Below are 14,804 nucleotides of genomic sequence, written 5' to 3' on the forward strand. Positions count from 1 at the left end.
GAAAATAATATTATCTAGGCTGTACACGGCCGTCTTTTCTATCTCCGGCTCTACCGATTGTATACCCGGTTGCACCACCGATCACACCGCCGATTACTGCACCCAGACCTCTGTTTTTCTTAGCAATAATAGCACCCGCAGCAGCACCACCTACTGTACCGATAATAGTACCTTTGGCTGCTTTACTCATCCCTTTTTTCTGGGTTGTAGTGGTACCCTGTGAAGCGGAGCTTCCGTTATTTGCATAAGTTCCGTTTCCAGAGCTTTGGCTAGGTCTGTCTCTATATACAGTATGTGTTTCTCTTATTACTTCAGGTCTTGAATTATTAGCGGCAGCGGTTTTAGCTTTCTGAGCTTCTACAGTACTATCTGCTTTTTTCTGAGCCTCATAGGCCATTTTCTCTTTCTCGATCGCTAACTTTTGCTTTTCAATTTCAAGCTGTCTCATTTGGAATTCAACTTTTTGTTGTTCCAGAGACTTTTCAGCTACCTGATCATCTTTTTTACAGGCTGTCAATAAAAATACGGACAATAAACCTGTTAGCACTATACTTTTCATAATTCAAATTTTAATAAGGATGTTCAAAGCCAAAACGAACTTTGATTCTTTATTATTTTCAATTATGAAGCCAAGTTTTAGTTAAGTAATGTTAAAAAAATCGAAAAAATCTTAAAATGTTGATTTTGTTGTCCTTTAAATAAGGTTTCAAAATGAATTTTTATCAATAGTAAAGTGTATTAAATGTAATCTTTCGTTAATTTTCTCTTTGTACTGAATTAATATAGATTCGTTATTTTTGATATACCAAATTACAGTATCATGAAAAAATTTACAGTAAAAGCTTTGCTTTTTGCAGGGCTTATAAGTGTCGTTGCCTCATGCTCGTCAAATGATGATTTGATCGTCAGTGATGCGCAGAGAGAACGGTTGAACTCTAAGGAAGTTTCCAAAACGAAAACATATCAGATCCGTTACGGACTTCTTTCTCAAAGTGGTGTAAAAATCCTTTCGGGAAGCTATGATGTGGGAAGTTTTGTGGCGACCAACACGGCTACCGGAGAAACTTTTGAAACTTATGCTGGTGGAGGATTTCAATCACTACCGAAATATTATGATGGTGTTCCGGCCGGAACGTATACTTTTTCGGCGATGCAGGGACAGGGAGGCTGGGTAGGATACGGCTCTGTGACGGGAGTTGTTTCTGATAGCCAGGTAGATGCAGATGGATATATTACGGTGTACATTCCTATTGTTTGGGAAGAATAATGAAATTCACTTTTATTCCATAAGTATAGTTTTTAATTCATTAGAATAGATTTTAACTGAAACTATTCGTTAATATTTTGTTCATTTATATTAAAATAAATGTTAAATTTAAAAACCTAAAAAAAAACTGAGAACTCTATTATGGAAAATTTTGACTTTTCACTTATTTTAACGTTAACTATTTTGTTTATTTCATTAATGCTTGCTATCTTTGGGCTCTACCAAATTCTCAGAAAGAGAAGTTATAGATCAGGCTTTTTATATTACAATGATTCTTTGCAGTGGAGAAGATATTGTAAAAAGAAAATATAGTAGCTGCTAAAGCTATGTACAAGTTCTGTTCAGAACACTCTGAATAGATTTTTTTCATCATTTGTGTTTTTACGGCCTCCTGAAAAGGGGGCTATTTTTGTGCCCTGAAAAAACTTCGGCTTTATGATTCTGCTCATAGTATTCATCACTGTTAAGTGCTTAATTTTAAGCAGATAAAAAAAATAAACGCCCAAAAGTATTTTTATGAAAAAATTAGTCTTATTAATAATCGGATTAGGATTTTTTGCAGTAAGCTGTAAGAAACAGGAAACACAGGTTGATAACAATACTGTGAATGATTCTATGACAACAGCCAATTCCGTAAGCCCGATGGATACTACGGCAAGTGTTCGGGACAGCAGTATGAACCAGAACAATCAGAACCCTAATCAGACAACGGGAACAAGTACAAACAGAACTACAGTTACCCCTTCGGGAGCTGTAAGTACAGATTCTGCAAGATAGTACACTTTTTTAGACCCCATACTTTTTTTAAAAAAACTCCTCAATTTGAGGAGTTTTCTTTTTATCAATTTAAATATTAAGTGTTGCTTTGATTTTGTTCATCAGCCTGTAAGGAATTTTAGTCTGATAATCGAGGAGGTTATAAATTTCCTGAGAATTGGTATAGTGAACAGGAACATTTTTATTCTGAATTTTTGTGATGCCTCTTCTCTTCATGGCTTCGTGGATTACTTTTGCAAAAGAATCTTTAGCACTTTGCTTTGATCTCTGCTGAGAAATCCCGTTGGAATGAAGTCTGTATTTGTATAAAACTTCTTCAATAAATTTTGCATCACCTTTTTCCAGAAGCTTAAGGTAAAGATCCTGATCTACAGCATTTTTCAACTCAGGATTGATTCCTGACGTCTGCAGATAAGCTTCTCTTTTGAAAACAAAAAATGCAGAAAGTTGAATAGGAGTATTAAAAAAATATTTATCGTTGTGTATCTGCTTGATTTTAGAAAATATCTCTTTCGGATTAAGCTTTTCATCACAAAATACCAATTGTGAATATACTGCTATAATCTTATTATGCTTATTAAATTCATCTATTGCGCATTCAAGAGAATAATAAAAAAGGGCATCGTCGGGATCCAGATAAGCACAGAAATCTCCGGTAGCCAAGTCTGCACATTTTCTTTTTGTATATCCGCAGCCTTTGTTGATGTCATTTTTATATAATTTAAAACGATCATCATTTTTTATTATTTCCTCAATAATTTGTACAGAATCATCTGTTGAACAATCATCTACAATAATTACTTCCCAATTCTCGTAGCTTTGTGAAATAATTGATTCATAACAATCTCTAAAATATTTGCCATTGTTATAATTTGCGATTAGTATGGATGCTTTATTCACTTGTTGTTGATTTAGACTATTAAACAAAGTTATTTAACATAATCTTAAAAAAATATGACTTAGATCATGTTGTATTTTAATAAAAATGTGTATTTTATAGAATAATTTCCTTAATACACCTCTAATAAAGATTGTTTGTAATCTATTATTAGTCAATTGCTTAAAATTAATTTCATTCTATGGTGAATAATTGTTTTATTGAAAATAATAAAGCATTATTATTCCATTTTGAATAAAAATTAATATGCAGTTTTATAAGTGAAGTGAATTTGGTCTGTGATCCCAGAACAGGTACCAAATATTGAAGTGTATAACAAATATAGAATTTGTAGTTTGGATATTTTCAAATAAATCATAGATAAAATGATTATTAAATATATATATAATAAATGAAGCTTAATGGTGTTGTATTTAATTCGTAAATAATTATTGTTTTACTTGATTTTAATTGAAGGAATAGATTGTATTTAACAAGGTTTTATTGAAAAATATTGTATATTTTAAAAATAATTTAATTTTGGATCGATTTATTTTTTATATTTATAAAAATAAAAATTCATTATTATGATATTAGCTGTGGAATCTGCAAGTAGTAAAGCTTATGAATTGGATTTGGCACAGCAAATTCTAGTAGTTGGAGTAGTTGTTTTGGTAGGGCTTTTAGGATTTGCTTTTATAAATAGCTGGAACAAAAGGTAAATTTTATTTACTCTGATTCATTTCAAAATTTTTCTAAGTACTAAAACATCTTTTACATTATTAAAAATGTGAAACACTGCCCCATGTTTTAAAATATTATAGGATTTGATTTTTTTTTTAATATTAAATAAGATTAAAAAATACCATTTTCTCACAATTAATAAGACGGCATAAAAGCATGTGTAATTTTCCTGAAATTGTATTAAAAAATATTAAATTAAAAGTTTCAAGGATGTTAAATGTGATATTATTTATTAAATCAAGAACCTTCTATTCATGATAGATTGTGATTGTTTTTCTTCCAACTCCATATTCAGATAATAAAATTAAATACTAAACGTTTGTTTTAAGTATGTATAAGCTGATGTTTCAATATATTCTGATTTTAAAAATTTAACAAAAATTCTGTAAAAAACATTGCAATTTATACTATATATTATCTAAAAACGAATTAGATTTGCACGGATTAATATTAAATGATAACTTATGAAGAAATTTTATACTTTCTTAGTACTTCTTCTGTGTTTGATAAACCTTGGCGCCATACCGGATGTCTATGGTCAAACACCTGCTACGTTACCGTATTCACAAGACTTTAACACTGCGAATGATTTCACGCTTCTAAACGGAACTCAGACCAATAAGTGGGTTTATGGTGCTTTTACGGGGAATACAGGCAGCTCGATTTATGTCTCTAATGACAATGGAGCTTCTAATGCGTATACCAATACTACAACAAGTACTGTTCAGGCCTATAGAGATTTTACGATTCCTGCGGGATCTACGATCGCCAATTTCTCTTTCGACTGGAAAAGTGGGGGAGAATCTACCTGGGATTATGTAAGAGTATGGGTTGTGCCTGCTACTTTTACACCTACTGTGGGAACTCAAATCGGAGCAGGAGCTGGAAGAACGCAGCTTGCACAGCTTAATTTGCAGTCTACATGGCAGACTTTCAGTTTGGTGAATTTAAATGTAAGCGCATATGCAGGAAGCACCATGCGTCTTGTTTTTGAATGGAGAAATGATGACAGTGCTGGTATACAGCCAGCTGTAGCAATTGATAATGTTAATTTAAGTATTCCTACATGTATCATGCCTTCAGGAATGGCAACATCTGCGGTAGGAGCTACAACAGCTACATTATCTTGGACGGCACCGTCTCCCGTACCAGGAAACGGATATGAATATTATTTAAGCACAACAAATACTGCTCCTACAGCGGCTACAGTAGGTACTGCAAATGCAGGTACTACAGTAACGCCTACAGTAACGCCTGCTACTACTTATTATTGGTGGGTACGTTCTGTATGTAGCGGAACAGATAAAAGTGTTTGGGTGGCCGGACCTAGTTTTACAACGACTCAGATTCCTGCTACTGTTCCTTATATTCAAAACTTCTCAACAGGAAATGACCTTCAGCTTAACAATGGAACTCAACCCAATAAGTGGTTCTATGGATCTGCAGTTGGAAATCCTGTAAATGCTCTTTATATCTCTAATGATAATGGAGTTTCTAATGCTTATACCATCAGTTCTTCAAGTGTTGTTCAGGCTTACAGAGATATTATTATCCCTGCCGGAACTACTGATGCTGCATTGGCATTCGACTGGAAGGCAGATGGGGAAAACTCTTGGGATTATTTAAGAGTTTGGCTTGTTCCAACATCTTTTGTGCCTACTGCGGGAACTCAGATTGCTGCGGGAGGAGGAAGAATTCAGGTTGGTGGTAATTTTGGCCAACAAACGACTTGGCAGAATTATCTTAATACAACATTAAACTTAAGCAGTTTTGCAGGACAGACAATGCGTCTTGTATTCGAGTGGAGAAATGACGGCAGTGGCGGTACACAACCTCCGGTAGCTATTGATAATATTAATTTATCTATTCCTACTTGTAAAGTACCTTCAGCTTTAGCAGTATCTGCTATTACAACAACTTCAGCGACAATCAGCTGGACGGCTCCAACACCTGCTCCTGTAGGCGGATATCAGTATTACCTTTCTACAACCAACACGCCTCCTATTGCTACAACAATACCAACAGGAAGCTCGGCTACTACGACGGCTGTTTTATCTCCTTTAACACCGAACACTACTTATTATTTCTGGGTACGTTCTGTGTGTGTGGGATCTGACAGAAGCTTCTGGGTTGCGGGACCTAGTTTTACTACTCCGCAAATCCCGACAACAATTCCTTACTATCAGGATTTCTCTACCAATAATGATTTAGGGTTCACAAGTGGAACTCAGGTAAATAAATGGTTCTATGGCTCTGCAGTTGGAAATCCGGCAAAAGCAATTTATATTTCTAATGATAACGGAACTACAAATGCTTATACAACTGGTTCATCAAGTGTTGTACATGCTTACAGAGATATTACAGTGGCTGCAGGAACTACGAATGTTACTTTCTCTTTCGACTGGAAAGCAGCTGGTGAAAGTTCATGGGATTATCTAAGAGTTTGGTTGGTTCCGGTATCTTTCATGCCTACAGCAGGAACTCAGATTACTGCAGGAGCAGGAAGAATCCAGGTAGGTGCAAACTACAACCAACAGGATACTTGGCAGTCATACCTTAATGCTACTTTAAATATCAGCAGTTTCGCAGGACAGACTATGCGTCTTGTATTCGAATGGAGAAATGATGGCGGTGGCGGTACACAACCTCCGGCTGCTGTAGATAATATTAAAATACGTATTTGTAGTACAGCAACTCCTACGGTAACTGTAGGTACTGTTACGCACAATAGTGCAGTATTGACATGGCCACAAGATAACGGTGGTGCAAACTACACGATCAGATACAGACCTGTCGGTACAACAACTTGGCTGACTACCAATGTAGCGGCAGCTCCTTTCCCGACAGCGACCAATACAACGACACTTACAAACCTTCAATCTGCAACTCAGTATGAAGTCGAGATTGCTGCAGTTTGTAATGGTACAACAGGAACGTATTCTCATAATACATTCTTAACAAGATGTGATCCTACACCTCCAAATGTAACGATCAGTAATATTACTACAACATCTGCTTTGATTACGTGGGCTCCTCTTGCAGCTAGTTCTCATTACTTTATGAGATACAGAATTGTAGGAAGTGGAAACGCAGGATGGAGTGCAAACATTCCTTTACCAGCAGCGCCAACAAATACATATTCATTGACGGGCTTAAATGTATACACTACATATGAAGTACAGATTGCCAATATGTGTGATAATGAAACTACTTTAAATACATGGTCTAATCCTAAAGTATTTACTACAGAGAGAACTTGTGAGATTGCTCCTCCGGGGCTTACCATCACGAACCTTACGCCTACAACGGCAGTAGTAGTTTGGGATCCTTTCCCTGGTGCGACTTATATCTTAAGATATAGAAAAGTAGGTATTCCGAGCTGGACAAACGTTCCTTCTTCTACGAATACAGTTACGTTGACAGGTTTAATTGAATTAACTCAATACGAAATGCAGGTGGTAAATGTATGTAACGGAACTCCGGGTACTTATACTCAGCCTTACATATTTACAACACCGACTGTGGTTTATTGCCAAATGGAATCAACAGCATCTACATCTGAATATATTTCAAAAGTAACTGTTACGCCAAATGGTAAACCGGTAATGGAAAATCAATCACTGGCATCAAATTATACAGATTATACTGGTGTTACGAATAAATTCATCGAGTTGATCCAAGGTTCTTCAAACAACCAGATCACGATCGAGAAAAAGTTATCAGGTAACGCAAACGCTGGAGTAGCTGTTTGGATTGACTTCAACAGAAACGGATATTTTGACATCAACGAAAGAGTATTGGTTTCAGGTCCGAATAACAGTGATCAGGCAACAGGAACGTTCTCTGTACCTACAGATGCATTCGTTAGTATGACAGACTTCAAATATGTTGTCATGAGAGTTGCATTGCAGAAAGACGGAATTCCTGTAAACTGTACAAGCTTCCCTGCAGGTGAAGTGGAAGACTACACGGTAAGAATTTCTAAACCGATAGTACCAAATCCTATCAACCAGACGGACATCTTAATTTACCCTAACCCGGTAAGAACTGTATTGAATGTGAAAAACATTAGCAAAAGAGCTAATTATAAAATCTACAATGCAGCTGGACAGATTGTATCGTCAGGAATCATCTTAAACAACAAGATTGATGTTCATGCATTAATCAACGGAGTTTATGTAATTGATATCGAAGATAGTGCTGGTCTTACGGCTCAGAAGAAATTTATCAAAGAATAATAATTGATACTACTAAATAGAATAAGCTCTCAGAAATGAGAGCTTATTTTTTTATGATACTTTATAGCTAATACTCAAATAAAATTTAGTGCCGGATGTATAGTAAAGCTTGTTTTAAGTACCTCCTGAGTGGTTTAGAATGTCTTAAAGCTTTTTTAATGAATAATAAAAATTTGTTAATTGATGAAATTAATAGTGAATATAGACCCACACATGACATACATTTCATACATTTGCAGTCACTCATGTTTAATTTGAGTTTTCATGGTTATTAGTTTTTAGTCCTCGTAGATATACGGGGACTTTTTTATTGTCTAATAATCAATCTTTTACTTTATTAATGGAACTAATAACCATTAAATCCGGGGAATTTAATTTTGATTTTTTGGAAAAAGAAATACTTTAAACTGAGAATTGCTGCTGTACACCTTGCAGTTTTCATCAGTGAATATTGATGGAGATTGGCGAAAATCATTGATAAACTTTTCGGCTTCTTCTTCAATAGCCGGAATGATGATATAGTCATAAAGCGTTTTTGTAAAATCGCTTGAGTTTTTTAGAATATTTTTTTTGTGTTTCAGGGCTTCGCTAAATGTCATGTAAAGAGTTTATGCAAATTTAATCAATAAATAGTGAATAAATATACAGGAAATAATCATAAGAGTATGATTCTGATCATATAAGATAGTGAGATGATTTTAGCTAAACTAAAAAATATTCATATTTTAACGATTATTATGGTATGGAATTATCCGTTGCGGCACAATGTTTGATTCCTGAAAAGTACCATCACCACTTCATTTTAATATACTTTCAAATGTAATCCCCACTTTTTTAGTGGGGAATTTTATTAATTGATTTAAATATTTCACGATGTATAATTTGAATCATAAAAAGTAATTAAACCAGTTAATATCTTTGCAATAGTTTAAAAAGCAAAAGTTGATCTTGTGTTTTTAGCAGGAATTAAATGATTGTAATTTAACTTTTGCATTTATTTCATAAACTTCCCTTTTTTCTAGGAGAGTTTTTGTATATTTGAACCCGAAAAATAATTTTTTTTCATCATTTGTGTTTTTTTATGCCTCTCATTTATGGGAGGCATTTTGTTTTCTTACGAAAAAAATATTTCGTTGTTATTTTAAATTCTTTTTTTTGAAAAAAGTCAGAATATGCTTCGCAAAATCCGCAAGGGAAATTTCTTTGCGATTATAATCATAAAATTTCTGTAGAATTCATCATAGTTTTGTAGAAGATTCTCAATAGAGTTCTCAGTTATTAGTTTTTTATCCTCGATTGATTTCGGGGATTTTTGTTTTTAGTTTGATTAATTTAAACAAAGTATACTTGATGATTGAAAGAGTAATAATTTCAAGTGTTTTTAAAACAAAAAACCTCTAAAAATCCATAAGATCATAGAGGTTTGTAAAGAGGTACCTAGCGGATTCGAACCGCTGTAGATGGTGTTGCAGACCACTGCCTAGCCGCTCGGCCAAAGTACCATTCTTACCATTTTTAGGTGTGCAAATATAACAAAATATATTGTTCGGCAAAAATTTTTTATGCAATTTCTTTGGCGCCAATGCTCTCTATTTCGCTTTTTGCCTGTAATTCAGCTTTATAATTTTTGATATGAATTACCCTTGTGTCGCTCCAGCTGTCATGCCATCCGTTTCCCCCGCCTAAAAACGACAATGCATCGAAAGGTACAAAACGTGAAATATTACGGATAAAATAATCCTGAAGCGTAGGTTGTGTACCATCTGTGGAAATAACTTTGCTGCCTGTAATATATTTCCCTATCGTTCTTCCTTTGGTAAAATATTCCATGAGAAAAACATACAGAAAATACACTGTCGTGGTAATCAGGATGTCCATAAATTTATTGACGGATGAGAGTTCTAAAGCAATATTGATAAAAAACTCAGTTCCCAGAATTTCGTAGGTAAGAGAGGCAAAAAAGCCGAAAGCAAGGAAGAACAAATAAACGACAACCCTGTCTATAATAAAATTACCAAACCTTACCCATGAATTTGATCTGTTGTTTTCTACAACTTTAAGTATTTTTTTCATCTTTTGTATTTTTTTAAATTCCGTTTATGATTAATTTTAAAGAAGCGTTCGTATCGATCACAGCAGTGATTCCCGATGGATTTAAAAGGATATTGGTTGGTTTTAGATTAAAAACCTTTCCACTCATTTTTAGTCCTTTATAATATTCTTTATTAAAGGCTTCTTCTATGCTTTTTCTGGAGCTGTTTTCGAGATCCTGTGTAGGAATTCCGTATTCCTCTTCGATCATCTTTACAATTTTCCCTTTGAATAGAAGCGTAGCTGTTTTTTGTAAAATATTTGCAGTTTTTAAATTGAATTTAGTATTTGACAAAACAATTTTCTTTTTTATTTCATCATAAACCGGAATTCCGGAAATAAAAGCTTTTCCATTCACATACCCTTCGGTTTCTGCTTCGATCATTACCCTGTTGTCCACGCCGTATACTTTTATATCTTTTATTTTAACTTTAGAATTTCTTACATCATATTCTTTATTTAAAAACATATTTCGTGCGATATTAGTCGCTTCGGTGAAAGGTACATTCGCTGTTGTCTGTAACAAAAACCTGTCTGCAAGTACCGGAATAAAGTTGAAATCCGATGCTGTTTTTACAGGTTGCGACGATTCGGGTTTGGTTCCGGTAAAGGTTTCAGAATATATATCAATCCCGATATTGGTGTCGATTTGGTTTCCATAGAATTTTAATGGAGTGATATTGATATTAACAGGTGTTACTTTCAACCACGTATTGTATTCTTGTGAAATGTTGAAAGGCTGCGAGAAAACATTCCAGGCCATTACGGTGTATTGCTGGAAGTTCAGTTGGGTCGCCATTTGCTGGTCGATGGTTTTGCAAAATTTTTCTTGCTGCTCCTTTAAGTTTTTTTCAACCAACGAGGTGATCGGTATTTGTATTCTTCCGAAATCCAGAACGGGTTTTGTTACCCATTTGAAGCCGTTTGGCTGGGTGTTGGTGGCGATGGTCCAGTTATTTTTCAGGGTTAAAGATGCATTGAAGGACATCACTGTTTCAAAAGTCGTATTCTGGTAAGTGTAAACTCCCAATGTCCCGATTCCTTTTTCTGCCCAGATTTTCAGAGGAACTTCGATCAGGATGTTTTGATTGGTTCCGCCCACAAGACGTATGGGACGGGTTTTCCAGACTTTTACCTTGAATTGGTCATTGTTGTTGTCCGTGTAAGAATCGTCCTGATAGATCAGCTCTTTTACAGAAGAATTGATCATATTGCTCACTTCCGAAAGCGGAATGGTCACCGGCATTGTAATGCTGGATTTTATCTTAGGAAAATTATGAACAGCCAATTGATTATCAACATTCGTCTGTCCGAAAATATTGATAAAAGCTAATAGAAATAATACTTTAATGAATTTCAATTCTTTATGTTTTAAAAAAACGAAATTAAGAATATTTTTAATTATCAGGTTTAAAACTTTTTTCCAATTCGATACTTGCGCCTTTCATTTCGCCCTGCATCGGAGGAGAGGTTTTGGTTATTTTTAATTTAATATAAGAAATTTCGGGAAATTTTTCATGAATTTCAGCAATAATTCTTCCTGCAACATGCTCCAGAAGTTTGGATTTAATTTTCATTTCGCGATGAAGGATTTCATTGATGTCTGCATAGCTTATCGTATCCTTCAGGTCATCGGATTCTGCAGCTATCCAAAGATCGGTGTGAAGTTCTGCGTTTAAAATATAATACGTTCCGATAATATTTTCTTCGGGTAAAACTCCGTGATAGGCGTATATTTTTACATCTTCAAGATAGATTTTGCTCATGATTTTATGATTAATTTTTTTTGAAATTGTTTAAAAAAAATCCTTCGACTGCTTCGCGCTCAGGATGACATCGCTAAAATTAATTGTGTGGTTATGTAGTTTCCACTGTCAAGCCGAGACTCTCGAAGTCTTCAAAGTTACTTCAAATTGATAAATTCACCAGACATCACTAATATTGAACGTCTGAATATGTACTATCATTGTCCACTGTCAGACTGAGGTTTCTAAACCATCAAAAGTTCCCTTAAATTGATAAACCACCTGCATCGCTAATATTGAATATCTGGCAAGCAGTGTAATTCTCCACTGTCAGGCTGAAGTTCTCGAAGCCTTTCAAGCTCCTTATAATTAAATAAAAATTAAAGTTAAAAAAAGCGAGTATCAAACCCGCTTTTCATTTATTTTATACTTTTCGAAAGGTCAAGCATTGCCTCGATGGGCTTTAATGCTTTCAATCTCAATTCTTCATCGATAAGAATCTCCGGAAGTTCATATTTCATACACAAATACAATTTTTCCATCGTATTGCGCTTCATGTAGAAACATTCCGAACAGTTGCAGGTTTCATCAAAAACCAAAGCGGGAATCAACTCTTTATGAGGAGCACGTTTTCTCATTTCGTGCAAAATTCCTTCCTCTGTAGCGATGATGAATTTCTGACAATCGTCTTTTTCAACATAATTTAACAAAGCAGAAGTAGAACCGATGTAATGTGCCAATTTTAAAACAGCTTCTTCACTTTCAGGGTGAGCGATCAGTTTTGCATCCGGATTGTCTGCCAATTGTTTTGCAATTCTCTCCATCGAAAATGCTTCGTGAACCACACAGCTTCCATCCCAAAGAATCATATCGCGACCCGTTTTTTGAGATAAATATCTTCCTAAGTTTTTATCTGGAGCGAAAATAATCGGTCGGTCTTTCGGAAGTGCTTCAATCACCGTTTCAGCGTTTGAGCTTGTGACGATAATGTCGCTTTCTGCCTTCGTTTCAGCGTTGCAGTTGATGTACGTTGCAACCAGGGCATTAGGATATTGTTCGCGCATTTTTCTCAAACCTTCCCCGGAACATCCGTCTGCCAAAGAACATCCGGCCATTGTATCGGGAAGGACAACTTTTTTCGTCGGGTTCAGAATTTTCGCGGCTTCCGCCATGAAATGTACTCCGCAGAATACGATCATATCTGCATTCGTATCTTTTGCCTGTCTCGCCAATTGCAGGGAATCTCCCAGAAAATCAGCAATATCCTGAATTTCTCCAGGTTGGTAGTAATGCGCCAGAATCACCGCATTTTTTTCTTCTTTCAATTTAAGAATGGCTTTCACCAATTCTTCTCCTTGAGGAATCACCAAGTCTTTTATATCTAAAAATCCCCTTACCGGAATCGCAGATTTAGCTTTTTCTAATGTTTCGGTACTCATATCGACCTCAATGTTTTAAAATCAGAAATTAGAAGTTAGAAATTAGAAATTAGAATTTTGACATTATTTATTAAACCTCAAACTTCCATCATCCAGCTTCCATCCTTTAACTCCCAATAAAATTTTTTATTAAACTTTCTATTTCTTTTTTAGCAATATCCAAATCGGAATTAATCACGATTTTATCAAATTCTTTCGCATAGGACATTTCTTCTTCAGCCTTTGCTACACGGGTTTTGATGGTTTCTGCATCGTCTGTGTTTCTTGAAATCAATCTTCGTTCCAATTCTTCAATGGAAGGCGGTTCTATGAAAATTGACAAAGCCTGTTCTCCAAAATATTTCTTTAAAGAAATTCCACCTTTTACATCTACATCAAAAATAACCACTTTTCCCTGGTTCCAAATCTTTTCAACTTCAGATTTTAAAGTTCCGTAATATTTATCAGTATACACCTCTTCAAACTCTACGAAAGCATCTTCCGAAATTTTCTGTCTGAATTCGTCAGGCGTTAAAAAATGATAATCAACAGCATGTACTTCACTTCCTCTCGGCTGTCTCGTCGTACACGAAATAGAAAACTGAAGTTCATCAAAAACCTCTAAAGAATGCTTTACTAATGTCGTTTTTCCGCTCCCCGACGGCGCTGAAAATATGATAACTTTATTCATTGTTTAGTTTCGGGTTTCGAGTTTCGGGTTCCGAGTTTTCAGATTCCACATTTTTATCTCGAATTCTAAAAACTCGTATCACGAATCTCGTAACTTATAGTACGTTTAACGTCTGTTCTTTAATTTTTTCCAGATCATCCTTCATCATGACTACCAGTTTCTGGATTTCGGCATGATTGGCTTTTGAACCTAATGTATTGATTTCCCTTCCGATTTCCTGAGAAATAAAACCTAATTTTTTCCCGTTGAAATCTTCATTATCCATTACTTCTTTATAATATTTTAAGTGTTGGGTAAGTCTCACTTTTTCTTCAGAAATATCTAATTTTTCTGTGAAATAAGCCATTTCCTGGTAAAAACGTGTCTCGTCTACGTTCTCAAATTCCTTTAATGATTTTTGATAACGCTCCCTTACCGAAACGATTCTTTCTTCTTCGAAAGGAATAACTTCACCTAAATATTTATCAATATTCTGGATGTTTCTTTCCAGCTCTTCATGTAGATTTTTTCCTTCTGTTTTTCTGAATTCTTCAAAACGGTCAATTGCAGCATGCACTATGCTTGCAAGCTTTTCCCATTCGCCTTCGCAAAGCTCGTCGGGTCTGGAAGTGATGGCATCTGGAAGTCTTACCGCCATTTTCAGATATTCGAAATCCGGTCCGTCTGAAGCGATGTTTCGAAGTTCATTGATATAAGAATCAATTAAACCTTTATTGATTTTCACATCATTCGTCTCCTCAAGATTTTCTATGTTGATGTAGCAGTCTACTTTTCCACGGATTATTCTATCGTTCAGGATCTTTCGGATTTCAAATTCCTTTTCCTTGTATCTCAAAGGAATTTTGATATTTAAATCAAAGCTTTTGCTGTTCAGTGACTTAATATCTATTGAAATCTTTTTCCCTTCAAAAACATCTTCAGCTCTACCGAAGCCGGTCATTGATAAAATCATAGTT

13 protein-coding genes and 1 tRNA gene are annotated in these 14,804 nt (G+C 35.0%); 4 read left to right on the plus strand and 10 right to left on the minus strand.

Annotation, left to right across the window (positions count from 1 at the left end; genetic code table 11):
• Positions 1-10: 10 nt before the first annotated feature.
• Positions 11-559, minus strand: coding sequence for a YMGG-like glycine zipper-containing protein (locus tag BMX24_RS00585; RefSeq protein ID WP_089790100.1), 549 nt, complete (start codon positions 557-559; stop codon positions 11-13).
• Between the two features lie 261 nt (positions 560-820).
• On the opposite strand from BMX24_RS00585, the gene BMX24_RS00590 reads away from it, so the two are divergent.
• Positions 821-1,267 (plus strand): hypothetical protein, encoded by a 447-nt coding sequence (locus tag BMX24_RS00590; protein WP_089790102.1) that lies wholly within the window; start codon positions 821-823, stop codon positions 1,265-1,267.
• Positions 1,268-1,783: 516 nt separating this feature from the next.
• Positions 1,784-2,044, plus strand: a complete 261-nt coding sequence (locus tag BMX24_RS00595; protein ID WP_089790104.1) for a hypothetical protein — start codon at positions 1,784-1,786, stop codon at positions 2,042-2,044.
• A 69-nt stretch (positions 2,045-2,113) separates the two neighbouring features.
• Here BMX24_RS00595 and BMX24_RS00600 read toward each other — a convergent pair whose 3' ends face one another.
• Positions 2,114-2,944 carry a glycosyltransferase family 2 protein gene (locus tag BMX24_RS00600; protein WP_089790106.1) on the minus strand — a complete coding sequence of 277 codons (831 nt, stop codon included), beginning with the start codon at positions 2,942-2,944 and terminating at the stop codon, positions 2,114-2,116.
• 564 nt (positions 2,945-3,508) lie between these two features.
• On the opposite strand from BMX24_RS00600, the gene BMX24_RS21405 reads away from it, so the two are divergent.
• Positions 3,509-3,643, plus strand: a complete 135-nt coding sequence (locus tag BMX24_RS21405) for a hypothetical protein (RefSeq protein WP_262485630.1) — start codon at positions 3,509-3,511, stop codon at positions 3,641-3,643.
• Positions 3,644-4,129: 486 nt separating this feature from the next.
• On the plus strand, positions 4,130-7,903 hold the full coding sequence (locus tag BMX24_RS00605) for a fibronectin type III domain-containing protein (RefSeq protein WP_089790109.1): 3,774 nt from the start codon (positions 4,130-4,132) through the stop codon (positions 7,901-7,903).
• A gap of 371 nt (positions 7,904-8,274) precedes the next feature.
• Here the strand turns inward: BMX24_RS00605 and BMX24_RS00610 are convergent, their stop codons facing one another.
• The 8 genes from BMX24_RS00610 to BMX24_RS00645 all read right to left on the minus strand — a co-directional run bounded on the left by BMX24_RS00610 (position 8,275) and on the right by BMX24_RS00645 (position 14,800).
• On the minus strand, positions 8,275-8,502 hold the full coding sequence (locus BMX24_RS00610; RefSeq protein ID WP_089790111.1) for a hypothetical protein: 228 nt from the start codon (positions 8,500-8,502) through the stop codon (positions 8,275-8,277).
• A gap of 832 nt (positions 8,503-9,334) precedes the next feature.
• Positions 9,335-9,405: transfer RNA gene (locus BMX24_RS00615), tRNA-Cys, on the minus strand.
• Positions 9,406-9,463: 58 nt separating this feature from the next.
• A complete protein-coding gene (locus tag BMX24_RS00620; protein ID WP_089790113.1) occupies positions 9,464-9,976 on the minus strand; it encodes an RDD family protein in 513 nt (170 codons plus the stop codon).
• Positions 9,977-9,989: 13 nt separating this feature from the next.
• On the minus strand, positions 9,990-11,354 hold the full coding sequence (locus tag BMX24_RS00625) for a DUF4403 family protein (RefSeq protein ID WP_089790115.1): 1,365 nt from the start codon (positions 11,352-11,354) through the stop codon (positions 9,990-9,992).
• Between the two features lie 37 nt (positions 11,355-11,391).
• Positions 11,392-11,763 carry a dihydroneopterin aldolase gene (folB, locus tag BMX24_RS00630; RefSeq protein WP_089790117.1) on the minus strand — a complete coding sequence of 124 codons (372 nt, stop codon included), beginning with the start codon at positions 11,761-11,763 and terminating at the stop codon, positions 11,392-11,394.
• A gap of 395 nt (positions 11,764-12,158) precedes the next feature.
• The gene (gene nadA, locus BMX24_RS00635; protein ID WP_089790119.1) at positions 12,159-13,178 is read right to left on the minus strand and encodes a quinolinate synthase NadA; all 1,020 of its coding nucleotides are present in this window, start codon (positions 13,176-13,178) and stop codon (positions 12,159-12,161) included.
• A 106-nt stretch (positions 13,179-13,284) separates the two neighbouring features.
• Positions 13,285-13,848, minus strand: a complete 564-nt coding sequence (gmk, locus tag BMX24_RS00640) for a guanylate kinase (protein ID WP_089790121.1) — start codon at positions 13,846-13,848, stop codon at positions 13,285-13,287.
• A 94-nt stretch (positions 13,849-13,942) separates the two neighbouring features.
• A complete protein-coding gene (locus BMX24_RS00645) occupies positions 13,943-14,800 on the minus strand; it encodes a YicC/YloC family endoribonuclease (protein WP_089790124.1) in 858 nt (285 codons plus the stop codon).
• Positions 14,801-14,804: the final 4 nt, after the last annotated feature.

Origin of the sequence: Chryseobacterium wanjuense (assembly GCF_900111495.1) — a bacterium.
Taxonomy (GTDB): Bacteria; Bacteroidota; Bacteroidia; order Flavobacteriales; family Weeksellaceae; genus Chryseobacterium; species Chryseobacterium wanjuense.